Raw genomic sequence first — 22,756 nt, 5'->3', positions numbered from 1 at the left:
GCGAGCGGCAGTTCCGCGGCGGGGAGTTCCACGACCGGCAGTTCTTCCGCAGCGGGCACGCCTGCCCCTGAGGATCCTGCGACCCTCGAGACCGTCCTCGCGCTGCTCCGCGAGGCACCGCGGAGCGAGTCGCAGCTCGAGCACCTCGCCCGGGAAGCACAGGCCCTGCCGACGAGCGAGCTCGTCTACCTGGTCGAGACTCGGCCCGCGACCGAGGCGGCGATGCTGTTCCGGGTGCTCGGGAAGGGCACGGCGCTCGCCGTCTTCGAGACGCTGCCGGCCCCGCACCAGGCCGAGCTGATCTCCGCCCTGCGCACCCCGCAGGTCGCCGAGCTCATCGGCGACCTCGACCCCGACGACCGCGCCTCCCTGTTCGACGAGCTGCCCGCGGCGGTCGCCGAGCGCCTCATGCACGGCCTGGATGCCGACGAGCGCGCCATGACCACGGCGGTGCTCGGCTACCCCCGCCACGCGATCGGGCGGTACATGTCCCCCGAGGTCCTCACGCTGAGCCCCTCGATGAGCGTCCGGGACGCCCGGGAGCACGTGCGCGAGCACGCAGAGGACGCCGAGACGATCTACCTGCTGCCGGTGGTGGACGGCTCCCGCGTGCTGCTCGGCGTGGTGGGACTGCGGCGCCTGCTGCTGGCCGAGGAGGACGCGCTCGTCGGCGATCTCGCCCACGAGGCGGTCCGCTCGCAGGCCACGGACGATCGCGAGGACGCCGCCCGGCGGTTCTTCGCGGCGAAGCTGCTGGCCATGCCGATCGTCGACGGGGAGGAGCGGCTGGTGGGCATCCTCACCGTCGACGACGCGATCGAGATCCTCGAGCGCGAGAACCACGAGGACAGCGCCCGCACCAGCGGCTCGGAGCCGCTGCCGCGCTCCTACCTCTCCACACCGATCCTGCGGGTGGTGCGCAGCCGCATCGTGTGGCTGCTGGTGCTCGCGATCTCCGCGATCCTCACCGTGCAGGTGCTCGAGATCTTCGAGGACCGCCTCGAGCAGGTGGTGATCCTGGCCCTGTTCATCCCGCTGCTCACCGGCACCGGCGGGAACACCGGGAACCAGGCCGCGACCACCGTGACACGGGCGCTCGCCGTGGGCGAGGTGAGGGTGCGGGACCTGCCGCGCGTGGTGTGGAGGGAGCTGCGAGTGGGGGCCGTGCTCGGCACGGTGCTGGGTGCCCTCGGGTTCATGGTCTCGGGGCTCGTGTACGGGCTCGCGATCGGCACGGTGATGGGCCTGACCCTGCTCTCGATCTGCACCATGGCCGCGATCGTGGGCGGGCTCATGCCGCTGGTCGCGAAGAAGGTGGGCGCGGATCCGGCGGTGTTCTCCAACCCCTTCATCTCGACCTTCTGCGACGCCACCGGGCTGATCATCTACTTCACCATCGCCACGGTCGTGCTCGGCCTGTGAAGGCCGCAGGGCCCGGCGCATCGGTGAACCGCTGCGCCGGGCCCTGCAGGCCGTCGTCCTTCTCGCCACCGCGTCCGAGGACGGGGCGGCGCACAGGATCAGAGGCGGATGACGTCCGCGAGCTTCCCGGTGCGGGAGGACTCGTAGGCGGCGAGGATGACGCCGAGCACGCTGACGCCCTCGACCTCGGTGTTGATCGGGCGCTCGCCGTTGATCAGGCAGTCGACGAAGTGCGCGACCTCGGCGGAGAAGGTCTCCACCTGCTCGTGCTCGATGACCTGCTCCTCCTCCCCGCGCACATGCACGCGCAGGGTGGAGCCGTCGGAGCTCAGCGAGCCCTTCTCGCCCACCACGGAGAAGCGGTCCGTGCCCGGTGCCGCCTGGTAGGCCCAGGAGGTCACCATCTGGCCCACCGCGCCGTTCTCGAAGCGCACCAGCACCTGGGCGGAGTCCTCGCCCTCCATGAACTTCAGGCGGTGGGTCGAGAGCATCGAGAAGGCGCTGACCGGCACCGAGCCGGCCAGGTGCAGCATCAGGTAGGTGGGGTGGTAGCCGGTGTCGATCAGCTCGCCGCCGCCGGAGGTCTTGGCGCTGCCGCGCCAGCCCATCGACTCCGGGCTGAAGTCGTTGTAGAACGAGTCGGTGGTGCGCACCTCGTAGACGTCGCCGAGGGTCCCGGCGTCGATGATCTCCTTGGCCTTCGCCACCGCCGGCATGAACAGCTGGTTGTGCGCGCACATCAGCGTCACGCCCGCCTTCTGGACCGCCTCGGAGACCTGCTTCGCCTCCTCGGGGGTGAGGCACAGCGGCTTCTCGCACAGGATGTGCTTGCCGGCCGCGGCGGCGGCGAGGATCGCGGGGGTGTGCAGGTGGTGGGGCAGGCAGATGTCGACCGCGTCGACGTTCGGGTCCTTCACCAGGTCGTTGAAGTCGGTGTAGCCCTTGGCGCCGGTCTCGGCCTCGCGCCGGGCCAGCGCCTCCTCGTCGACGTCGGCGATCGCGGTGACCTTCGCGCGGTCGGTGACGGTCGCGTAGGCGTTGAGGTGCGCGGTGGCGATGCCGCCGCCGCCCAGGATGCCGATGCGGATGGGGGAGGGGACGGGCGTGCTGGTGCTCATGGATGCTCCTGTGGGGGAAGTGGTGCTGGTCTGTGCAGGGGTGCGGGGTCGGATCAGACGCCCGCGGGTGCGAGCGCGGCGGCGTTCGCGGCGACGACCACGGAGGTCAGCGCCTGTGCCCGCTCGAGGTTCTCGGTGGTCTCCTCGCCGGAGCGGATCGACTCGACCCACTGGGCGAAGGGGTTCTCGGCATCGGCCGGGACCTCGAGGGTCTGCGGGCCGTCACCGGTGTTCACCGTGAAGGCGCCGTCGGCCCCGAGACCGAACTGCAGGGAGCCGGTGGTGCCCTGCACCTCGATCGAGAACGGGCTGGTGGGGGTGACGAAACCGGTCTCGATCACGCCGATGGCGCCATCGGGGCTGGTCACCGTCACCACTGCGTTGTCCTCGACGCCGCGGCCGGTCATGTCGGTGTAGGTGGCCGAACGGACCGTGACATCGGTGCCCAGGATCAGCTGGGTGAGATAGACGGGGTGCGCGGCGAGGTCGCTGAACGCCCCGCCGATCGCGCCGGCCGGCTCGTAGAAGCGCGCCGGCAGCCAGTCGCCGATCGAGCCGTTGTGGGCCAGGCGCACCCGGGCGTAGGTGAGGCGGCCCAGGGTGCCCTCGGCGAGCACCTTCTGCAGGGCGAGGGTGTAGCCGTGGGCCAGGCGCGGCAGGGAGACGGTCAGGCGCACACCCTGCTCCCGCGCGGCGGCGAGCAGCTGCTCGCCCTCCTCGACGGTCGGCGCCAGCAGCTTCTCGGTGAAGACGTGCTTGCCGGCCGCGATCGCGCGCCCGATCACGTCGAGGTGCGCGGTGGTGGCGGTGGTGATGGTGACCCCGTCGAGGTCCTCCCGGGCGAGCAGGGCGTCGAGATCGGGGGTGAACTCCACGCCGAGCGTGTCAGCCAGAGCCTTCCCGCGCTCGGCGTCGTCATCCCAGACGGCGACCAGTTCGGTCTCGGGATGGTTCTGGGCCTCTCTGGCGTACTCCTCGGCATGGACATGCCAGGCGGACAGGGTGGCGATGCGCAGTGGTGCGGTCACGATCCTCAACATTCTCTTCTCGGTGGTGCGGCAGTGCCGCGGTTGCCGACGCCGCCCCCGCAGGGGCGGCGCGGATCAAAGGGCCCCTCGGACGGGGCGGGGTGTCAGGCGGGGGCGTCGGGCAGCGTCAGGTTGGGGTCCGGTTCGCCGAACCCTTCCGGGAGCTGGAACGGACAGAACTGCTGCATGGTGGGATCCACGTAGGCCTGTGCCTCCTCGACCAGGTTCTCCGGGGTGTCGGAGCCCTGGTTGAGGCTGCCCTGCATGGTCATCATGGAGTCCCACAGCTTCGTGCCCACGGGCAGCGGGGGACGGGACTGGGCGACGTCCAGCAGCTCGACGAAGAACCGGATGTCCGGGTTCCAGCCCTCGGGGTCCGCCACGCACTCGAGGTTCGTGGGGATGCGGCTGATCCCGTTCATCAGGATCTTCTGTCCCTCGTACCCGGCGTAGAAGCGGAAGAACTTCCACGCCGCCTCGGACATGCTCGCGCCCTTGGGCATGGTCAGCGCGAATCCTCCCGCCCAGGTGAACGGGTCATCGCCCTCGTTCGGCACGGGCAGGTGGGTGACGGCGTACTCCATGTCCGGCTTGTAGTCCGCCTGGCCCTGCACGCCCCAGGGGCCCGTGATCTGGAACAGCTGCCGTTCCGAGAAGAAGGACGTCTGGGTGGGCGGGGCGTTCGGCGGCTGGTAGGTCGCCTTGAAGGCACCCAGCCGCGCGAAGTCCAGCCGCTCGATCCATCCCGCGTACATCGTCGCGATGTCGAGCATCGGCTGCTCGTTCAGCAGCATCCTGCAGTTCTCGTTGTCGTACATGGGGACCTTGTTGGCCATCGCCCACATCAGCAGCGAGGCCTGGTCGTCCCACGGGATCCACGTGACCTTCTCATAGGTGCCGCGATCGTCCTGGACGCTGAACTTCTCCTCGATCTCCCACATCTGGTCGTAGGACATCGGGCCGTTCTTCGGGTCCAGCAGGGCGGGATCGATGCCCGCCTCCTTCGCCAGGTCCATGTTGATGTACATGGCGCGGGTATCGGTGTCCATCGGCAGGCCGTAGTAGTGCCCGTCGTAGAACACCTCGTCGGCCGCGAACTTGACCCATCCCGCCATGAACTCCTCGGGGGTCACCCCCTCGTACTCCTCGATCAGGCCGTCGATCGGTTCGAGCAGCCCCAGGGAGGCGAACTGCGAGGTGTTGAAGCGGTCCATGAAATAGATGTCCGGCCCGGTGCGGCCGCGCACGGCCGTGATGACGCTCGAGGCGTCGCCCTGACCGTTGGAGGGGACCTGGGAGACCTCGATCGTGACGTCCGGGTTCTGCTCGGTGAACGCCTCGATGATCTCGGCCTCGATGTCAGCGTCGGAGGCCCAGATCCCCCAGAGGCGCACGACGTTGGGGTCGCGGCTCTCGCCGGTGGGGCGGTTGGTGCAGCCGACGATCGAGCCTCCGGCGACGGAGACGGTGGCGCCGGCGCCGAGGGCGCGCAGGAGTGTTCTGCGATTGATCACTTGAAACCTCCGAGGGAGATGCCGCTGATGAAGTAGCGCTGGAAGACGAAGAACAGGATCACCAGCGGGAGCAGCACGAGGAACGAGGCCGCCATCAGCAGGTTGAAGGGGACGTCCTGGGCGTTGACCGAGCGGAAGACCTGCATACCGATCGAGAGCGTCTGCTTGTCGGTGTCCTGCAGGTAGATCAGCGGGCCCATGAAGTCGTTCCAGGTGCCCACTGCCGCGAAGATCGCGACCACGGTGAGGGCGGGACGGGCCGTGGGGAACACGATCCGCCAGGCGATCGACCATTCGCTGGCACCGTCCACGCGTGCGGCGTCGAGCATGTCGCGCGGGGTCTGGAGCATGAACTGGCGCAGCAGGAAGGTGAAGAATCCGCCCGCGAACAGCGCGGGGAGGATCAGAGGGACCCAGGTGTTGACGAACCCGAGCGCCGCCCACATGTCGAACATCGGGATCAGCGTGACGGGGAACGGCAGGAACAGCGTCGCCAGCACGATGAAGAACACCTTGTTGCGTCCCGGCCAGTCGATGCAGGAGAAGCCGTAGGCGACGATGAAGTTCGAGATCACCGAGAACACCACCACGGAGATGGTGATGATCGCGCTGTTGCGGAAGAAGAGCCAGAACGGCATCACCGTGGTCGCGTCACGGAAGTTCGACCAGTGGAACTCCTGCGGGAACAGGGTGGGCGGGACCAGCGCGAGCTCTTCGGGCCCCTTGAGGGCCGAGATGATCATCCAGTACATCGGCAGCGAGAACAGGACGAGGATCGCGAGCATGACCAGTCGCGAGACCCAGGCGCTGGCGCCCTTCTGCCGGGAGCCGTCGGGGTTGCGGCCGTAGTTCGAGCGGGACTTGATGACCGGGGTGTTCCCGGCCGTGGGAGTCCCGGTGGGTATCTGAGTGCTAACCATGATGTCTCCTTCTCCCTCAGCCGGCCGCGACGTCGTAGTTGACGAACCGGCGGGAGAGCCAGTAGATGAGTCCGGCCAGGAGCATGCCGAACAGGAACAGGATCACCGCGAGTGCGGAGGCGAAGCCCAGCTGCCCGTAGGAGAAGGCGTTGCGGTAGAGGTAGAGCATGTAGAACAGCGTCGAGTTGTCCGGACCGCCGTTGGTCATGATGAACGCCTCGGTGAACACCATCATCGCGCCGGAGACGCCCGTGATCAGGTTGAACAGGATCGTCGGGGTGAGCAGCGGGAGCGTGATCGCGGTGAACTGCCTCATCCGGCCCGCACCGTCGATGCGTGCGGCCTCGTAGAGGGTGGAGGGGATGTTCCGCAGGCCCGCCAGGTAGATCAGGGCGGCGTTGCCCGCACCCAGCTGGGCCATCACGATCATGACGATCTTCGCGTAGCGCGGCTCGCCCAGCAGGTCCGTGGTGGGCATCCCGAACAGGCCCAGGAACTGGTTGACGATGCCGAACTGCGGGTTCACGAACACGATGAAGATGAAGGACATCGCGAACATGGGGATCAGCGAGGGCAGGTACAGCAGGGTGCGGTAGATCGCCACCTCGCGCACGTTGCGGTTCATCGCCAGCGCCAGCATCAGCGCGACCACCAGGCCGACGGGGACCGCGATCAGCATGTAGTAGACCGTGTTGCCCACTGCGGTGTGGACCATGGGGTCGGCGATCGCGGCGATGTAGTTCTGGATCCCGATGAAGGTCGGGGACTGCATGCCGGAGTACTGCGTGAGGCTGATCGCGAAGGAGTAGATCAGCGGATAGACCACGAAGGCCAGCACGCCGATCACCCAGGGGGAGATGAACAGCAGACCGATCTTCAGGTTCTGCTTCTCCCGCAGGGACAGCTTCTTCTTGTCGCCGCTCCGGGGACTGCGGGGCGGTGAGTCGCTGCGCGGTGTGGAGCCCGCGGCGGCGGTGTCGGTGGGCGCTCGGCCCACTGCGACGGCATCGCTCGCACTCATGATGTTCCCTTCCGTTAGGTACCGCATCTTCTGTGGTGCGGTGTACGGGCGATCGGCGTCTCTGCCGTCGCGATGGGCCGGGTAGATGCTCCCGAGGACGTGAGGTAGATTACTCACACCGAATGACTTAATCAAGGGGTGTCGCGAACGATCCTCGGGAGGGGTGCTGTGCGAGGAACATCGATGACCGATATCGGGTCCTACAACGAGAAGCTCGTGCTGGCGATGATCCGCGCCTCGGAGGAGGGCATCGCGCAGTCCGAGGTGGTGCGCCGCAGCAACCTCTCGCGGCAGACGGTCTCGATGATCACCCGCAGGCTGCTCGCCGACGGGCTGGTCCGCACGGCGGGCCGGCGGATCTCGGGACGGGGGAAGCCCAACACCCTTCTGCGGGTGGTCGCCGATGCCCGGCTGACGGTCGGCGTCCACCTCGATCCCGCGGAGATCTCCGTGGTGGTCTGCGACCTGCAGGCGAAGCCGCTGGCCAGCTCCACGCTCGCTGCGCCCTCCGCGGATCCGGCGGCGGACATCGCCCGCATCGCGGAGGAGATCCAGGCGCTGTGCGCGCAGCTCGGGGCACCGCTGCCGTCGGCCGTGGCAGAGCTGGGCGAGCCGGGGCCCGAGGGGTCGGGACCTGAGGTGCCGACGGAGACCGACTCCGGCTCGGGCTCCGAGGATGCCCCGCTGTCCAGGGTGCTGCTGGGGATCGGGATCGCGGCGCCCGCGCCGCTGGACTCCCTCACCGGCGTGGTGCAGGAGCCGCCCTGGATGCCGGGCTGGCGGGGCGTGCCCGTCGTGGCCCAGCTCGAAGCGGCCACCGGGCTGCCCGCCATGCTCGACAAGGACACCAACGCGGCGCTGACCGGAGAGATCTGGGCCGGCCACCTCCCGGCCGACGAGACCGTCCTCTACCTCTATCTGAGCCACGGCGTCGGCTCGGCGCTCAGCGTCGACGGCACGGTCCACCGCGGCGGCAGCACCCAGGCCGGCGAGATCGGCCATCTCCCCACGGGGCTGACCGATGAGGCGTGCCACTGCGGTCGGCTGGGGTGCCTCAGCCTCTACACCGACGTGCGCGACCTGATCGAGGCCGCCCGGAGCCGCGGGGTGCCGATCCCCAGCGAGCTCGAGATCCCCGGAGCGGTGCAGGCCCTCGCGGCCGCCGCCGAGCAGGGGGATGCCGAGGCGCGGGCGGCGATCTCGCGGCACACCACCGCCATCGCGGCGGCGCTGCGCATCCTGTCCAGCATCCACGACCCGCAGCGGATCATCGTCGGCGGGCCGGTCTGGACGGCGTTCCGCCCGCGCGAGGCCCCGAGGATCCGGGAGGAGCTGGCTGGCTGGGCGGAGTCGCGCCATGGCATCCTGCAGCCCTCCGAGCTCGGCAACGCCGTCGGCGCGATCGGCGCGGCCTGCCTGTTCCTGGAGAGAGAGCTGTCACCGGCGCGCGGCGTCGGGACCGAAGGAGGACAGATCGAATGATCGATGCCGACCGTCGCCCCGAGGCGCAGAACCCGACGGCGCAGAGCCCCGAGGCGCAGGACCCTGGAGCGCAGGACCCTGGAGCGCAGAGCCGGGGAGCACGCAGCGCCGGAAGCGGCGCTCCCGAGAAGCGGCGCGCTCCCCGAGCCCTGGCCACCCGGATCACCGAGGCCGTCGAGCACGTCTACGTCGTGTTCCGGGTCCAGCTGATGTGGTTGGGGCTCACGCTGCTGGGCCTGGTCGTCGTCGGGATCTCCCCGGCGAGCACGGCGGCTGCCGCAGCGCTGGTCGCGTTCCGCAGCGACGAGAAGGTGCGGGTGATGCCGCTGATGTGGGAGGTGTACCGGCGGGAGCTGGTGAGCTCCAACGTCCGGATGCTCCCGCTGCTCCTGATCCAGCTCGGCTCGCTCGCCATGGTCTGGCAGGCCGCCGTCGGGATGGCCGGGGAGTCGACCGTGATCCTGGCGCTCGGGATCCTCGCCGCGATCAGCGCGAGCTGGGCGACCGTCGCGCTCGCGGCACTCGCCGTGTCACCCCGGGTGCGGGACCAGGAGCTGCTGGTCAGCTGGCGGCTCGCGGTGCTGATGCCCGGGGCGCTGCCGCTGCGGAGCCTCGGCCTGATGCTGGGCCTGTTCGCCTGGACCGTGGTGACCTCCCTCGCGTGGCCGCTCGCGCTGCTGCTCGGGGCCGGCGTCGCCATCGACATGGCCGTCGCGCTGCTCAGCAGCCGCATCACCCTGTTGCTCGAGGACCTCGGGGGTCGTCGGCCGGAGAGCGACTGATCCGCCGGCCGCGCACCCACCGTACGCACCGCCGTCCACGCCCACGACCGTCACTCGCTTCGACCACTCCCGCCTGACCGCCCTGCCCCCGCTCTCCCTCGAATCCAGTCCGCTCGCCCCCACCCACCGCTGAACCCACCCGAAGAAGGAGCACCCATGTTCTCGACCCTCTCGCCCGGCGCCCTCGGCCTGTCGCTGGATCACCCCACCGCCGTCGACCTCGCCGCCCGCCACGGCTTCGGCGGCGTGGACCCGGATCTCGGCCACTTCCGCACCCTCGGCCTCGAGGGGACGCGCGAGCACGCCGCCGCCGTCCGCGAGAAGGGGCTGCAGTGGGGCATGGCCGGCCTGCCCGTGCCGCTGGACGGCACCCCGGCCGAGTTCCGCCAGGCGCTCGTGGACCTGCCCGAGAGCCTGGACCTGCTCAGCGCCGCGGGCGTGACCCGCATGGGCACCTGGGTCCGTCCCATGCACGACGTGCTCGACCACCGCCAGAACTGGCGGCTGCACCTGGGACGGCTCTCCCTGGTCGCCGGACTGCTCGAGGACGCCGGGATCCGCCTGGGCCTGGAGTACATCGGCCCGAAGACCTTCTGGTCCACGGAGCGCTTCCCGTTCATCCACTCGCTGCGCGAGGCGCGCGAGCTGATCGCCGAATCGGGTGCCTCCAACGTGGGCCTGATCCTGGACAGCTACCACTGGTACACCGCCGGGGAGGATGCCGACGACCTGGCCGGTCTCACCGATGCCGACATCGTCTCGGTCGACGTCAACGACGCGCGCGACGATCGCGAGCGCGACGAGCAGCAGGACCTCGACCGTCGGCTCCCCTTCGCCACCGGGGTCATCGATCTCGAGGGGTTCATGGGCGCCGTGGGCGCCGCGGGATACACCGGCCCGGTGAAGGTCGAGCCCTTCATGAAGTCCCTGGCCGAGCGCCCGGTGGACGAGGTGCTCGAGGAGATCTCCGGCCTGCTGGACCGCTCGCTCGAGGTCGCGGGGCCGGCGAAGGCCTGAGGTCGGGCTGGTGGGCCGGCGGCGGGATGCCCCGGCCCGCCGGGCCCACGCGAACCACCCTGACCCGACAGACGACGCCCGGGCCTCTCCACCGGAGAGGCCCGGGCGTCGTCGACGGAGCGAGGCCGGTGCGCCGGCACGCAGACGGCCGGCACACAGACGAGCCCTACTTGCTGAAGCCCGCCGTCAGTCCGCTGATCAGCTGGCGTCGGCCGGCGATGTACAGCACCAGGATCGGCAGTGCGGAGAGCATGACCGCAGCCAGCACGGCCGGGATGTTCACCGTGAACTCACCCTGGTAGGCCCACAGCGACAGGGGCAGCACGCGCATCTCGGAGCTCTGGGTGAGCACCAGCGGGAACAGGAACCCGTTCCACACCTGCAGCGCGTCATAGATGCCCACGGTCACCACGGCCGGCTTCGCCAGCGGCAGCACCAGGGAGCGGAACATCTGCCAGTCGCTCGCGCCGTCGACGGTCATCGACTCGTACAGCTCCCCCGGGATGTCCCGCAGGAAGTTCGTCAGGATCAGCACCGTGATCGGGATGGCGAAGGCGATCGAGGGCAGGATCAGCGCCCACAGGGTGTCGTAGAGCCCCAGCTGCACGATCAGGTAGTAGATCGGGATGATCGTGGCCTGCAGCGGGATCGCGATCCCCATCAGGAACAGCTTCTGGCTGAAGCGTGCCAGGCGGGTGCGGGAGCGCACGATCACGTACGAGGCCAGCAGCGACGCGGTCACCACGGCCAGCACGGTGATCACCGTGACGAACACGGAGTTCGCGAAGTAGCGCAGGAAGTCGTTCTCCAGCACGTAGCGGAACGGCTCGAGCGTGAACTCCGAGGGCAGCGACAGCGGATTCGAGGAGAAGTAGTCCTCGCGCGGGCGCACGCTGGTGACGACGATGTAGTAGATCGGCACCAGGATGACCAGCAGCCAGGCGAAGCCCAGCAGGCCGCCGACGACGTTGGGGGAACGGTGGGTTCTCGTGCTCATCTCAGGCGCCCTCCATCTGGCTCTCCATGCGGTCGGACCCGGAGATGCGGTTCAGAGCCAGCGACAGGGTCAGGCCCACGGCCACCAGGATCACGGCGATCACGCTGGCCGGACCCATCTGGTAGGAGCGGAACCCGGTGAGGTACATGTCCAGCGGCAGGATGCGGGTGGAGTTGCCGGGCCCGCCGCCGGTCAGGATGAACACCAGGTCGAAGTAGGTCAGCGAACCCACCAGCATCAGGGTGGAGCTGGTGACGATCGTGTACTTCAGCTGCGGCAGGGTGACGTTGAAGAACTGCCGCACCCGTCCGGCGCCGTCGAGCGTGGCCGCCTCGTACATCGAGGTCGGGATCTGCCGCACGCCCGCCTGGTACAGCAGCGAGTGGAAGGGCACGAAGGACCACGAGATCACCATGATCAGGGTGTAGAAGGCGAAGGTGGGCGAGCCCAGCCAGTCCTGGCGCAGGAAGTCCAGCCCGAAGGCCCGGGAGATGCCGAAGTTGGGATCCAGCAGCGCCTTGAACGCGATGCCGGTGGCCGCCGCGGAGAACAGCAGCGGCAGGAAGTACAGCACCGAGAAGGCCTCGCGGTAGCGCTGGTGGCCGGCCATGAACGTGCCCAGCAGCAGGCTCAGCGGGAACTGCACCGCAAAGCTCAGCGCCGTCATCAGCAGCGTCAGCCACATGGCGTTGAGGGTCACCGGGTCCTGGAACACCTGGAACCAGGCGGTGAGGCCGGCGAACTGCGGCGTGCCCAGCCCGTCCCAGGCGAAGAAGGACAGCAGCACCACGCCCGCCAGCGGCAGCAGCGCGAAGACTCCGAAGAAGCTCAGCGCCGGCAGCAGCAGCCAGTTGCTCGGTTCCGTCTTCAGGCGCGAGCGGCGGCGGGGTGAGCGCACCTCCGGCGCGGGGCCTGCAGCACCGTTGACGAGAGGGGGTGAGGTGCTGGAGGTCATGCGGACAGGGTCGCGTTCATCGCGCTGACGAAGTCCTCCGGCTGCAGCTCGCCGAGGAAGATCCGGGAGAGGTTGTTCAGCAGCTCCTGCGCGGCGGCCGGGGCGAGGGCCTGGTCCCAGGACAGCTGGAAGTGCGGAGCGCCCAGCACCATGTCGTAGGCGAAGGCGAGGAACTCCTCGTCGTCCAGGCCGGCGAAGGAATCCTCGAGCCCGGCAACGGCCGGGATCGCGCCCATGGCCAGGAAGTTGTCGACCATGTCCTCGTTGAGGTTGAACTCGTTGAGGTACGTGATCGCCAGCTCCTGGACCTCGGGCTCGGCGGCTGCGGAGACGGACCAGTAGTTGGCGGGGTTGCCGGCCACGTTGGCCGGATCGCCGCTGCCGCCGTCGATCGCCGGGAAGTTCAGGAACCCGAGGTTCCCCTCGGCCACGAAGTCAGGGGCATCCTGCTTGAAGGTGCCGTAGACCCAGCTGCCCTGCAGCAGCATCGCGGCCTGCCCGGTGTGGACCAGCGCGGCGTCCGCGCCGGCGTCGGCCGCGACCGATCCGAAGGCCTCGCCGAAGGCGCCGGCGTCCTTCAGCTCGATGATCGACTCGAGCGCGGAGGTGATCGCGGGATCGGACCACGCCTCCGCGTCACCGGCGACGATCTTCTGGAACACGCCCTCACCGCCGATGCGGTCGGTGAGGTACTGGATGTACATCAGCTCGGGCCACACGCTCTGGCCCGCCAGCGAGATCGGGGTGATGCCGGCGGCGGAGAAGGTCTCCACCGCGGTCATCAGCTCGTCCCAGGTGGTGGGCGGGGTGACCGAGTGCTCCTCGAACAGAGCGGTGTTGTAGTAGAGGATCACCGGCTGGGTGTCGTTGTTAGGGACCCCGTACTGGGCGCCGTCGATCTGGCCGACCGCGCCGATCGACTCGATGGTGCGCGAGAGCACGTCGTCGACCTTGCCGCTCAGATCCACGACCGCCTCGCTGGCGACGTAGTCGGCCAGGGTGCCTCCGGCCCAGTTGAACACCAGGGTGGGGGCGTTCCCGGAGCCGACGGCGGTGCGGATCTTCTCCTTGTAGGAGTCGTTGGCGAAGAACTCCACGGCGAAGGTGTTGTCGGGGTTGGCCTCGTCCCAGGCGTCGAAGGAGGCCTGGTAGGTGTCCTGCTTCGCGCCGGTGAGAGCCCAGACGGAAAGGCTCGACGACGAGCCCGCGCCTCCGCTGGGCTGGGTGCCGCCGCCGCAGGCGCTCAGGCCGGCGAGGGCGGGGATCGTCAGGCCGAGGCCTGCGAGAGTGGCACGACGGGTGGGTTGCATCATTGCTGCCTCCTGGATCACGGACCGACATGTAGCGGAAAGATTTCGGAAACTATGTCGATGAGAGTAAGTTAAGCACTCGTCCTACGCGCGGTCAAGCGGGGGCGCCTCCTGGGCTGCTGGGTGCTGCGATACCTGACGACGTGCGGCATCACTGCACGAAGGGTGAGGTGTGGCACTCGCGACACGGGGAGATGTGAACCTAAACTTTCGGCGTCACGGCAATGAAGAACCCCCGACTCCCGCCTGACTGGCGGGAATCGGGGGTGTGGGGGTGCGACCCGGGGGTCGCGGGTGCGGGCGCTCAGGCGCGACCGGTGAGCTCCCTCGCCTGCTCCTGCGCGACGACAGCGAGCTCCACCGCCTTGAAGGCGTGGGCCTGGGTCATGGCGTTCTCGGTGCGGTGCAGGACGTCGAGGATCAGCTCGCCGAAGAAGGGGTAGCCCACCTCGCCGGTCGCGTTGATGCGGTGCTCGCCCTCGCCGTCGACCAGGATCACCTGGCCGCCGCCGTTGTCGGTCGTGACATCGACGTACTTGCGCAGCTCGATGTAGCCCTCGGTGCCGAGGATGAACGTGCGCCCGTCGCCCCAGGTGCGCAGGCCCTTCGGCGTGAACCAGTCCACGCGCACGAAGCCCGTCGCCCCGGAGGACAGCGCGATGTGGGCATCGCCGTAGTCGTCGAGCTCGGGGTGCTCGGGGTTGCCGAAGTTGCCGATCGAGCTCGAGAGGATCTCCGCGTCGTCGGAGCCGGTGAAGGTGAGCATCTGCTCGAAGTTGTGGCTGCCGATGTCGGTAAGGATGCCGCCGTAGCGGGCACGCTCGAAGAACCAGTCCGGGCGGGTGGCGGGATCGCCCATGCGGTGCGGGCCCATGCCCTGGACCTGCAGGACCTTGCCGATCGCGCCGCGCTCGATGAGCTGGCCGGCCAGCACCGCGGCCTCGACGTGGATCCGCTCGGAGTAATAGACCATGTACTTCTTGCCGGTGCGCTCCACGGCGGCCTTCGCCTCGTCGAGCTGCTGACGGGTGATCAGCGGGGTCTTGTCGGTGAAGTAATCCTTGCCGGCCTCCATCACGCGGATGCCCAGCGGTGCGCGGTCCACGGGCACGGCGGCGGCCGCGACCAGGTGCACTGCGGGATCGGAGAGCACCTGCTCCTCGCTGGTCGCGATCTCGACCTGCGGGAACTGCTCCATGAACGCGGCGGCGCGCTCGGGCTGGGTGTCGTAGACCCACTTCAGGGTGCCGCCCGCATCGAGCAGCCCCTGGGTCATCCCGCCGATGTGGCCGTGGTCGAGATGCATCGCGGCGAAGACGAACTCTCCGGGCTCGACGACCGGCTTCGGCATCGAGTCCGGGGCGTAGTTGGCTCCTTCGGAGACGGCCATGGGGGTCCTTTCAACGGGTGATCGCGGATGATCAGGGTGAACGATCGAGGTGAACGGTGAACAACGACGCACCGGGAACTGCGTCGGCACGGTGCGAGGAGGGCGGAGCGGCGACGCTGCTGCCGCTGGTCGCGGCCGCACCGTCGCGGGCTGGGCACCCGGATTCCCTCGGCGCACTGCACAGCAGTGTCCTGCACCACGCCGCCGACGGAGGGGGTATGCCGGATGTTGCCAGGTCTCGGCAGCGTGCGCGGCGCCGTCCAGCATCCGTTCCGGCGGCGGGCACCGATTGCTACCGTGCCCGGGTGGACCTCTTCACCCTCAGCTGGACGGCGCTGCGCACCGCCGCGACCGGCCTTGCCGATCACGCGCTGTCCCGTCCCTCCGGCTGCCGCGGCTGGCTGGTGCGGGATCTGCTGTGCCACCTGATCATCGACGCGCAGGACGTGCTGATCACCCTGTCCACCCCGGCGGAGACGGCCCCCACCGCGGATGCCCTCAGCTACTGGACCCCACGCCCCACCCCGCCCGAGGGGACCGACCCCCTGGACGCGCTCACCGTGCGCCTCGCCGGGGCGTACGAGGAGCCCGACCTGCTGCGGGGCCATCTCGAGGACGTCGGCGCCGCCGCAGGTCGCGCGGCACTGCTGGCCCATCCGGAGCTGCCCGTCGCCACCCAGGGCATGACCCTCACCGTGCGCGACTACCTCGACGCCCATGTGCTCGAGTGGACGCTGCACCACCTGGACCTGATCGCCCACCTGGATCCGGCCGACGGTGCCTCGTCGGAGCATGCGCCCACGGACGGCCCGCCCGCGGAGTCCCTCGCCGCTGCACGGGACATGCTCGAGCGACGACTGCGCCTGCGACTGCCCACCACCTGGGACGACGCCGCCGCGCTGCGCATCGCGACCGGCCGCCGCCCCGCCACGGAGGCCGAACAGGCGGAGCTGGACTCCCTCGGCCCGCGCGGAGAGATGCTGCCGCTGTCCTTCCGCTGAGCGCTGCCGCCTGCGGTCGCGGGCCGGGCTCCGCCGGCCGGGCTCCGTCGCCCGGGCTCCGCCGACCGGGCTCTGCCGACCGGGCTCTGCCGACCGGGCTCTGCCGGCCCGGCTCCGTCGGCCGCGCACCGAGGCGTCTCTCCGCGGTCGTGACCTCGCACAACTCGACTGCCCGGGGGCGGCGGGCCGGGTCTATCGTGGAGGCCACTCCACACTGCGGTGCCCGCGCACGCAGCCCCTGGCCCGGTGCTCCGCCGCGGGCACGGGAAAGGTTCACCGTGATCGACGTCCTCGAGGGGAGCCCGCTCCTCACGCTGTTCCTGGTCGTCGCGACCGGCGCGCTGCTGGGCGCGATCCCCTTCGGCCGGATCCGGCTCGGCGCGGCCGGTGCCCTGTTCACCGGCCTCGCCCTCTCCGCCCTCGCCCCGCACCTCGGGGCCGGCATGGAGATCGTGCAGTCCCTGGGGCTGGCCCTGTTCGTCTACACCGTCGGGATCTCCGCCGGCGCCGCCTTCTTCGGGTCCCTGAACCGCCAGCTGCCACTGCTCGCCGCCGCCACCCTCAGCACGCTCCTGGCCGCGGTCGCGACGCTCGTGCTCGGGCAGGTGCTGGGCCTGGCCCGTGACCTCTCCCTGGGGCTGTTCACCGGCGCGCTCACCGCCGCTCCGGCGCTCGATGCGGCCTCCCGCCTCACCGGCACCTCCGGCCCGTCGGTCGGCTACGCCTTCGGGTATCCGATCGGGGTGATCGTCGGGATCGTGCTGGTCTCCAGCATCGTCACCCGTGCCTGGCCCGGGCGGAAGGACACCCCGGCCCTGGCAGGCACCGCTCTGGCCTCGACCACGGTGACGGTGCACCGCACGGTGAACCTGCGGGACGTCCCCCAGTGGCATCAGCAGCTGGTGCGCTTCTCCTACCTGCGCCGCGAGGGCAGGGTGCGGGTGATCGTGCCGGGGGAGGACCTCCTGGCCGGGGACGAGGTGGTCGCCGTCGGCATGCCCGAGCACGTCCGGGCCGTGACCGCCGAGCTCGGCGGGACCAGCGATCGCCACATCGCCCACGACCGCTCGCTGGTGGAGTTCACCCGGCTCACCGTCTCCAACCCCGATCTCGCCTCCCGCTCCATCGCGGAGCTGAACCTGCCGGTGCGCTTCGGCGCCGTGGTCACCCGCGTGCGGCGCGGTGACCTCGAGCTGCTGGCCCGCGACGACCTCGTGCTCGAGCCCGGGGACCGGATCGCCGTGGTCGTGGACCGCACCCGGCTCGATGCCGTGCACACCTTCCTCGGCGACTCGGATCGCAAGGCCGGTGAGCTGGACGTGCTCTCGCTGGGCCTCGGGCTCGTGCTCGGTTTCGCGCTGGGCCTTGTCACCCTGCCGATGCCCGGCGGCGGCACCTTCTCGCTGGGTCCCGCCGCGGGCCCGCTGCTGGTGGGCATGGTGCTGGGCGCCCTGCGCCGCACCGGGCCCGTGGTGTGGGCGCTGCCGGGCAGCGCGAACCGCACCCTGCGCCAGCTGGGGCTGCTGCTCTTCCTCGCCGGGCTGGGCCTCACCGCCGGACCCGCCGTCGCCGCGATGCTCGCCACCCCGGATGCCTGGCGCGCGGCCGTGCTCTCCGCGGTCGTCGCCGCGCTGAGCTGTCTCGCGCTGGTGATCGCGGGGCGCTGGGTGCTGGACCTCTCCGCCCCGCGCGCCGCCGGCGCCGTGGCCGGCTTCCTCGGCCAGCCCGCCGTGCTCGAGGCGGCCAACTCCCGACAGGCCGACGACCGCATCGAGGCCGCCTACGCCACGCTCTTCGCCTTCTCGATCGTGGTGAAGATCCTGCTGGTGCCGGTGATCTGGACGCTCTGACGCCTCCGGGGCCGACGGGGTGGCCCGTCGGCCCCGGGGGGCGTCGGCCGCGTCAGGCGTGCGTCGCGCCGATGATGGTCTCGCCCTCCTGCGAGCGCACGGAACCGGTCTTCTCGAAGAAGTGCGGGGCCCGCTGGACGAGCGTGCCGGCGCGGTACCAGGGATCCTCGGGCCGGATCGGCAGATCGATCGTGCGCCGCTCGATCGCCGCGGCATAGATCGCGGTCACCAGCTCGATCGCGTCCTTCCCCGCCTGGCCGTCGATCAGCGGGGCACGCTGCTCACGCAGCGCCGCGAGCACGTCGCCGATCTGGCCGGTGTGACCGGCGTGCGTCAGCGGCGGCTCGGCGGCGGCGAGGGCGTCGAGCTCGCGGACCAGCTCCTGGTCCCCACCGGTCTCGGGGAAGCCGTTGCGGCGGGCGGTCTCGGCGACCACCTGCCAGGGCTGGGAGACGCGGGCGTGCTCGCCCTGGACCACGATCTCCTGCTGCTCGCCGTGGTGGACGACCGAGCTGGTCAGCTCGGCCAGACCGCGCTCGTACTGCAGGATCGCCACCGACAGGTCCTCGACCTCGGCGTTGTCGTGCCCCGCGTTGGTCATCATCGCGGTGACCGCCTGGGGCCGGCCCAGCAGCCACAGTGCGAGGTCGAGATGATGGATGGCGTGGTTCAGGGTGGGGCCGCCGCCCTCCGACTCCCAGGTCCCGCGCCACCACAGGTCGTAGTAGGCCCGTCCCCGCCACCACGCCGAGGCGATGCGGGCGTGGGCGATGCGGCCGATCCGCCCGCTCTCCAGCACGGCCTTCAGCCGGGCCATGTCGTCGCGGAAGCGGTTCTGCGCGACGACGGAGAGGAGCCTGCCGGAGCGACGCTGCGCCTCGAGCATCCGATCGCACTCCTCGAGCGAGGGTGCCATCGGCTTCTCCACGATCACGTGCACCCCGGCCTCGAGCGCCTCGACGCTCAGCGCGCAGTGCGTGCCGGGAGGGGTCGCGATCGAGACCAGGTCCAGGTCTTCGGCCGCGAGCAGAGCGGTCGCCGAGTCGTGCACCCGCGCTTCGGTCAGGCCGAACTCGGTGCGGGTGGCCTCTGCCTTGCCGGGCTCGATGTCCGCCAGGCCCACGATCCGCACCTCGTCCGGGAACGCGAGATAGGCGGTGAGGTGGGCCCGCGAGATGCTCCCGGTGCCGATGATTCCGATGGACAGCATGCGCAGCGCCTTCCGGTGGGTCAGCCGACGGGGGCGGGGTGGGTGGTCACGGGAACTGCCGCCGGGCGGGACACATGGCTCGCGATCTCGATCCGGGAGCCGCTGTGGGCGGACTCCAGCACCGCGTTCATCACCTCGAGCACGTGCTGGCCGAGCTCGCCGCTGGCCCGCAGCTCCGCACCGCGCACGGCCATGTCCTGCAGGCCGACGCCGCGCCCGGCCTCCTCGTAGCCGCCGGTCACCGGCAGCGCCTCCCAGCCCTCACCGCCCAGGCGCCGCACGGACACCTCTCCGGAGAAGTGGTTGGGATCGGGGACCGCGAGGGTGCCCTCGGTGCCGTGGACCTCGATCGGATGCGCCGAGGTGGCGACCGCGTCGAAGCTCATCACCAGGGTGGAGAGCACCCCGGACTCGTGCACCAGCACGCCCGTGACGTGCGTGTCCGTGCTGACGGGGATCTTCTCCCCGGCACGCGGGCCCGAGCCGATGGTGCGCTCCTCGTGGGGGCGGCTGGCCGCACCGATCACCGAGGTGATCGGGCCCAGCAGCGTGACCAGGGCATGGATGTAGTACGGCCCCATGTCCAGCAGCGGACCGCCGCCGGGCACGTAGTAGAAGTCCGGGTGCGGGTGCCAGCGCTCGTGGCCGGGGCAGACCATCGTCGCCATCGCCGCGGTGGGCGTGCCGATCACGCCCTCGTCGATCGCCGCGCGGGCGGTCTGGGTGCCGGTGCCCAGCACGGTGTCCGGCGCGGAGCCGACGAGCACGCCCGCGGCCTGCGCGGCGGCGAGCACCTCGGCACCCTCCTCGGTCGTGACCGCGAAGGGCTTCTCGGAGTAGACGTTCTTGCCCGCCGCGATCGCCGTCAGATCCACCTCGGCATGCGCCGCGGGGATCGTGAGGTTCAGGACGGTGTCCACCTCGGGGTCGGCGATGAGCTCGTCGACGGTCAGGGCGCGCACGCCCTCACGGCCCTCGGCCGCCGCGGCGGCGCGTGCGGGATCCAGATCGGCGACGGCCACCAGCTGCACGTCAGGCAGCAGGTCGAAGCTCTTCAGGTACTGCTGCGAGATGACTCCGCATCCGATCATTCCGATCTTCACAGGGAGGACTCCTTCTTCACTGCGGGGCGGCCGTGGTCGCCGTAGGGCTGGTCGGATCCGCGCGCGGCCCAGAGCATTCCGCGCTCGATCACGGTGCGGACGTTCGGGTCCTCGAGGACCTCGACGCGGTGGCCGGGGGTGGAGACGAAGATGCGCCCCTTTCCCCACTGGCGGGTCCACAGCGCCGGCGAGGTGATCTCTCGGTGCCACGGATCCCACTCGCGCACCTTCTGGGTGGTGGTCGCGAGGACGTCGCAGTAGTCGTCCGCGAGGACCCAGTACTGCTCGGTGACCAGGTCGAAGTCGGTGATGCCCTCGGTGATGCAGTGCGAGGCGGCGGCCGGCAGCATGTTCACCGTGTAGGGGACGTAGTTGTCCGCCTGCTCGCCCTTGCGCTCGTCCGGGTGCTTGCCCGGGTGGCAGCCGAACTGGCCGCCGATCAGGGTGAGGTAGTCGGATTCGTTGCGGTAGGAATCAGCGATGCCGCCGTGCCAGCCGGCCATGCCGGTGCCCGCCTCGATCGCGGCGCGCAGGCCCTCGAACTGGGGGCGCTCGATGGTGTTCATGGTGTTGCACTGGACGATCAGGTCCACCGTGGCCATGTACTCGGCGTCGGCGTAGATCGCCGGCGAGTCCTCGATCCGCACCGAGAAGCCGTTCTCCTCGAGGAACGGGATGAACAGGTCGGTGGCCTCGATCGGCTGGTGGCCGTCCCATCCGCCGCGGACGACGAGGCAGATGCGGGGTGCGGTGCCGTCACCGGCGGGGGCGGGGGACTGCTCGGTCATCGGGTGTGCTCCTGGGTGGTGGACTGCGTGGTCGTGCCTGAGGTCGTGCCGGAGGGCGCGTCGGGGGCGGTGCTCGTCCAGCTGCTGCCGTCGGCCGCACTGGCCTCGACCGCGGCGAGCACGCGCTGGACCTGCAGCGCCTCCTCGAAGGAGGGAGAGGGGTCGGTGCCCTCCCCGATCGCCGTGACGAGATCGGCGATCTGGTGGGTGAAGGTGTGCTCGTAGCCCAGGCCGTGCCCGGTGGGCCACCAGGCGGCGGCGTAGGGGTGCTCGGGCTCGGTGGTCAGCACGCGGGTGAAGCCCTGGCGGCCGCCGGGAGCGGTCGCGTCGTAGATCTCCAGCTCGTTCATCCGCTCGAAGTCGAAGGCGAGAGACCCGGCGGAGCCGTTGATCTCCACGCGCATCGCGTTCTTGCGCCCCTGCGCCATGCGGGTGGCCTCGAAGGAGCCCAGCACACCGGTCTCGAAGCGCGCGGTGAACAGGGCGACGTCGTCGACCGTCACGTCCTGGCGCTCGCCGGAGGTGTCCCCCTTGCCGCCCAGGCCCTGCATGTCGCCGGCCGCCGGGCGGGTGGGCACCACGGTCTCCAAGGTGCCGGAGACGGAGGCGATGTCCTGCCCGGAGATCCACTGGGCGAGGTCGATGATGTGGGCCCCGATGTCGCCGAGCGCACCGGAGCCGGCCTTGTCCTTGTCCAGGCGCCAGGTCATGGGGGCGTCGGCGTCGGAGAGCCAGTCCTGCAGGTACTGGGCGCGGATCTGACGGATCTCGCCCACCGCCCCCTCCGCGACCAGCTGGCGCGCGTAGGCGAGCGCGGGGGTGCGGCGGTAGGAGAAGCCGCAGAGCGATCGAGCGCCCTGGGCGCGGGCGGCCGCGGCGGCCGCGGTCATCTCCTCGGACTGCTCCACGGAGTTCGCCAGCGGCTTCTCGCACAGCACGTGCTTCCCGGCCGCGAGCGCGGCCATCGCGATCTCGTAGTGGGTGTCGCCCGGGGTGCAGATGTCGATCACGTCGATCTCGGGATCCTCGACCACGTCCTGCCAGCGGGTGGTGTACGAGGCGAATCCGTAGCGCTCCGCGGCCGCGGCGAGAGTGCTCTCGGTGCGCCCGGCGAGGGTGTGCAGCTGCGGGGTGAGCGGCAGGTCGAAGAAGCGGTGGGCGGTGCGCCAGGCATGGGAATGGGCGGCGCCCATGAAGCCGTAGCCGATCATGCCGACGCGCAGGGCGTCGGTGGGTGCGTGCGTCGTGGTCATCGTGGGAAGCACTGCTCCTGTGTAAAAGTTTCGAACGATGTCGGGGGTGTGGTCGGTGGTCAGGGGAGGGTGTGCATCCGTCCCACGGCACTGGAGGGGCGGCATCCTCGCTCAGCAGGTCGACTGGTCGTCGAGCGCTTTCCCGACGTGAGCCGCACGGAGGTGCGACTCCGAGGCCAAGCCTATCGAACTTGATCTGTTGACCGCATGATCCCACCTGTCGTACGCTCACGCCACCGAAAGCGATCGAAAAGATTGCTAAACTTCGACTGAACTGCCTCCGAGGCGCGCGCCGCGGCGGACGAGACCGGCGTCGTCGCCGGCCTGTCGTGCGCGATCGTCCCGTGACGAGCGAAGGAGCATCATGAACCTTCCCCTGTGGAACGACCGGAGCCGCGGCACCGAAGAGCGCGTCGACGCCCTCCTGGCCGCACTGACCCTCGAGGAGAAGGCCGCCCAGCTCGGCAGCTACTGGAAGCGGCCCACCCTCGGCGACGCCGAGGGCTTCGCCCCCATGCAGTCGACCTTCGAGGCGGGGCGCGACCCCTTCGAGGCGGCGGTCGAGGGAGGGCTGGGCCATCTCACCCGCCCCTAC

General features: G+C 70.2%; 20 protein-coding genes. 7 read left to right on the top strand and 13 right to left on the bottom strand.

The window, feature by feature from the left end:
• Nucleotides 1-102: 102 nt before the first annotated feature.
• A complete protein-coding gene (gene mgtE / locus VF289_RS09885) occupies nt 103-1,422 on the top strand; it encodes a magnesium transporter (protein ID WP_414644466.1) in 1,320 nt (439 codons plus the stop codon).
• Between the two features lie 98 nt (nt 1,423-1,520).
• On the opposite strand, the gene VF289_RS09880 is transcribed toward mgtE, so the two are convergent.
• From VF289_RS09880 to VF289_RS09860, 5 genes are all read right to left on the bottom strand, one after another.
• Nucleotides 1,521-2,540, bottom strand: a complete 1,020-nt coding sequence (locus VF289_RS09880) for a Gfo/Idh/MocA family oxidoreductase (RefSeq protein ID WP_330883562.1) — start codon at nt 2,538-2,540, stop codon at nt 1,521-1,523.
• A 53-nt stretch (nt 2,541-2,593) separates the two neighbouring features.
• The gene (locus tag VF289_RS09875) at nt 2,594-3,568 is read right to left on the bottom strand and encodes a Gfo/Idh/MocA family oxidoreductase (RefSeq protein ID WP_330883560.1); all 975 of its coding nucleotides are present in this window, start codon (nt 3,566-3,568) and stop codon (nt 2,594-2,596) included.
• A gap of 104 nt (nt 3,569-3,672) precedes the next feature.
• Nucleotides 3,673-5,082 (bottom strand): extracellular solute-binding protein, encoded by a 1,410-nt coding sequence (locus VF289_RS09870; protein WP_330883558.1) that lies wholly within the window; start codon nt 5,080-5,082, stop codon nt 3,673-3,675.
• Nucleotides 5,079-6,002 carry a carbohydrate ABC transporter permease gene (locus VF289_RS09865; protein WP_330883556.1) on the bottom strand — a complete coding sequence of 308 codons (924 nt, stop codon included), beginning with the start codon at nt 6,000-6,002 and terminating at the stop codon, nt 5,079-5,081. Before VF289_RS09865 ends, VF289_RS09870 begins: the two co-directional genes overlap by 4 nt.
• Before the next feature lie 16 nt (nt 6,003-6,018).
• Nucleotides 6,019-7,023, bottom strand: a complete 1,005-nt coding sequence (locus VF289_RS09860) for a sugar ABC transporter permease (protein ID WP_330883555.1) — start codon at nt 7,021-7,023, stop codon at nt 6,019-6,021.
• 183 nt (nt 7,024-7,206) lie between these two features.
• On the opposite strand from VF289_RS09860, the gene VF289_RS09855 reads away from it, so the two are divergent.
• From VF289_RS09855 to VF289_RS09845, 3 genes are all read left to right on the top strand, one after another.
• Nucleotides 7,207-8,505: an ROK family transcriptional regulator gene (locus VF289_RS09855; RefSeq protein ID WP_330883554.1), complete on the top strand. Its 1,299-nt coding sequence runs from the start codon at nt 7,207-7,209 to the stop codon at nt 8,503-8,505.
• Nucleotides 8,502-9,287, top strand: coding sequence for a DUF624 domain-containing protein (locus tag VF289_RS09850; protein ID WP_330883552.1), 786 nt, complete (start codon nt 8,502-8,504; stop codon nt 9,285-9,287). The genes VF289_RS09855 and VF289_RS09850 overlap by 4 nt, the downstream gene beginning before the upstream one ends.
• Nucleotides 9,288-9,443: 156 nt before the next feature.
• Nucleotides 9,444-10,304, top strand: a complete 861-nt coding sequence (locus tag VF289_RS09845; RefSeq protein WP_330883550.1) for a sugar phosphate isomerase/epimerase family protein — start codon at nt 9,444-9,446, stop codon at nt 10,302-10,304.
• Between the two features lie 166 nt (nt 10,305-10,470).
• Here the strand turns inward: VF289_RS09845 and VF289_RS09840 are convergent, their stop codons facing one another.
• The 4 genes from VF289_RS09840 to VF289_RS09825 all read right to left on the bottom strand — a co-directional run bounded on the left by VF289_RS09840 (nt 10,471) and on the right by VF289_RS09825 (nt 14,956).
• Nucleotides 10,471-11,301 (bottom strand): carbohydrate ABC transporter permease, encoded by an 831-nt coding sequence (locus tag VF289_RS09840; RefSeq protein WP_330883548.1) that lies wholly within the window; start codon nt 11,299-11,301, stop codon nt 10,471-10,473.
• A gap of 1 nt (nt 11,302) precedes the next feature.
• Nucleotides 11,303-12,256 (bottom strand): sugar ABC transporter permease, encoded by a 954-nt coding sequence (locus tag VF289_RS09835; RefSeq protein ID WP_330883545.1) that lies wholly within the window; start codon nt 12,254-12,256, stop codon nt 11,303-11,305.
• Nucleotides 12,253-13,569, bottom strand: a complete 1,317-nt coding sequence (locus VF289_RS09830; RefSeq protein WP_330883543.1) for an extracellular solute-binding protein — start codon at nt 13,567-13,569, stop codon at nt 12,253-12,255. The genes VF289_RS09835 and VF289_RS09830 overlap by 4 nt, the downstream gene beginning before the upstream one ends.
• Nucleotides 13,570-13,870: 301 nt before the next feature.
• Nucleotides 13,871-14,956 carry a Gfo/Idh/MocA family oxidoreductase gene (locus tag VF289_RS09825; RefSeq protein WP_330883542.1) on the bottom strand — a complete coding sequence of 362 codons (1,086 nt, stop codon included), beginning with the start codon at nt 14,954-14,956 and terminating at the stop codon, nt 13,871-13,873.
• Nucleotides 14,957-15,261: 305 nt separating this feature from the next.
• Between VF289_RS09825 and VF289_RS09820 the strand changes: the two genes are divergently transcribed.
• On the top strand, nt 15,262-15,957 hold the full coding sequence (locus VF289_RS09820) for a maleylpyruvate isomerase N-terminal domain-containing protein (protein WP_330883541.1): 696 nt from the start codon (nt 15,262-15,264) through the stop codon (nt 15,955-15,957).
• A 278-nt stretch (nt 15,958-16,235) separates the two neighbouring features.
• Nucleotides 16,236-17,807: an aspartate:alanine exchanger family transporter gene (locus VF289_RS09815; RefSeq protein ID WP_330883539.1), complete on the top strand. Its 1,572-nt coding sequence runs from the start codon at nt 16,236-16,238 to the stop codon at nt 17,805-17,807.
• 52 nt (nt 17,808-17,859) lie between these two features.
• Here VF289_RS09815 and VF289_RS09810 read toward each other — a convergent pair whose 3' ends face one another.
• Genes VF289_RS09810 through VF289_RS09795 form a run of 4 tightly spaced genes read right to left on the bottom strand, consistent with a single transcriptional unit; the run spans nt 17,860 to nt 22,161 of the window.
• The gene (locus VF289_RS09810; protein WP_330883537.1) at nt 17,860-19,017 is read right to left on the bottom strand and encodes a Gfo/Idh/MocA family oxidoreductase; all 1,158 of its coding nucleotides are present in this window, start codon (nt 19,015-19,017) and stop codon (nt 17,860-17,862) included.
• A 20-nt stretch (nt 19,018-19,037) separates the two neighbouring features.
• Entirely contained in the window at nt 19,038-20,120 is a 1,083-nt protein-coding gene (locus VF289_RS09805) for a Gfo/Idh/MocA family oxidoreductase (RefSeq protein ID WP_330883535.1), read from the bottom strand.
• Nucleotides 20,117-20,908, bottom strand: a complete 792-nt coding sequence (locus VF289_RS09800) for a ThuA domain-containing protein (RefSeq protein WP_330883534.1) — start codon at nt 20,906-20,908, stop codon at nt 20,117-20,119. The genes VF289_RS09805 and VF289_RS09800 overlap by 4 nt, the downstream gene beginning before the upstream one ends.
• The gene (locus tag VF289_RS09795) at nt 20,905-22,161 is read right to left on the bottom strand and encodes a Gfo/Idh/MocA family oxidoreductase (protein WP_330883532.1); all 1,257 of its coding nucleotides are present in this window, start codon (nt 22,159-22,161) and stop codon (nt 20,905-20,907) included. Before VF289_RS09795 ends, VF289_RS09800 begins: the two co-directional genes overlap by 4 nt.
• 364 nt (nt 22,162-22,525) lie before the next feature.
• Between VF289_RS09795 and VF289_RS09790 the strand changes: the two genes are divergently transcribed.
• Nucleotides 22,526-22,756, top strand: a 231-nt coding sequence (locus VF289_RS09790; RefSeq protein ID WP_330883530.1) for a hypothetical protein, incomplete at its 3' end; no start/stop codon positions are given.

Origin of the sequence: Brachybacterium sp. (assembly GCF_036379615.1) — a bacterium.
In the GTDB taxonomy this organism is placed as follows: domain Bacteria; phylum Actinomycetota; class Actinomycetes; order Actinomycetales; family Dermabacteraceae; genus Brachybacterium.
The sequence above is the reverse complement of the archived record's forward strand: the minus strand, read 5'-3'. Positions and strand labels throughout refer to the sequence as shown.

Excerpts from the sequence above, each read along its gene's own strand:
- VF289_RS09880 (WP_330883562.1), bottom strand. The coding sequence starts at position 2,540 with ATGAGCACCAGCACGCCCGTCCCCTCCCCCATCCGCATCGGCATCCTG.
- VF289_RS09865 (WP_330883556.1), bottom strand. The coding sequence starts at position 6,002 with ATGGTTAGCACTCAGATACCCACCGGGACTCCCACGGCCGGGAACACC.
- VF289_RS09860 (WP_330883555.1), bottom strand. The coding sequence starts at position 7,023 with ATGAGTGCGAGCGATGCCGTCGCAGTGGGCCGAGCGCCCACCGACACC.
- VF289_RS09855 (WP_330883554.1), top strand. The coding sequence starts at position 7,207 with ATGACCGATATCGGGTCCTACAACGAGAAGCTCGTGCTGGCGATGATC.
- VF289_RS09850 (WP_330883552.1), top strand. The coding sequence starts at position 8,502 with ATGATCGATGCCGACCGTCGCCCCGAGGCGCAGAACCCGACGGCGCAG.
- VF289_RS09845 (WP_330883550.1), top strand. The coding sequence starts at position 9,444 with ATGTTCTCGACCCTCTCGCCCGGCGCCCTCGGCCTGTCGCTGGATCAC.
- VF289_RS09840 (WP_330883548.1), bottom strand. The coding sequence starts at position 11,301 with ATGAGCACGAGAACCCACCGTTCCCCCAACGTCGTCGGCGGCCTGCTG.
- VF289_RS09835 (WP_330883545.1), bottom strand. The coding sequence starts at position 12,256 with ATGACCTCCAGCACCTCACCCCCTCTCGTCAACGGTGCTGCAGGCCCC.
- VF289_RS09830 (WP_330883543.1), bottom strand. The coding sequence starts at position 13,569 with ATGATGCAACCCACCCGTCGTGCCACTCTCGCAGGCCTCGGCCTGACG.
- VF289_RS09825 (WP_330883542.1), bottom strand. The coding sequence starts at position 14,956 with ATGGCCGTCTCCGAAGGAGCCAACTACGCCCCGGACTCGATGCCGAAG.
- VF289_RS09810 (WP_330883537.1), bottom strand. The coding sequence starts at position 19,017 with ATGCTGTCCATCGGAATCATCGGCACCGGGAGCATCTCGCGGGCCCAC.
- VF289_RS09800 (WP_330883534.1), bottom strand. The coding sequence starts at position 20,908 with ATGACCGAGCAGTCCCCCGCCCCCGCCGGTGACGGCACCGCACCCCGC.
- VF289_RS09795 (WP_330883532.1), bottom strand. The coding sequence starts at position 22,161 with ATGACCACGACGCACGCACCCACCGACGCCCTGCGCGTCGGCATGATC.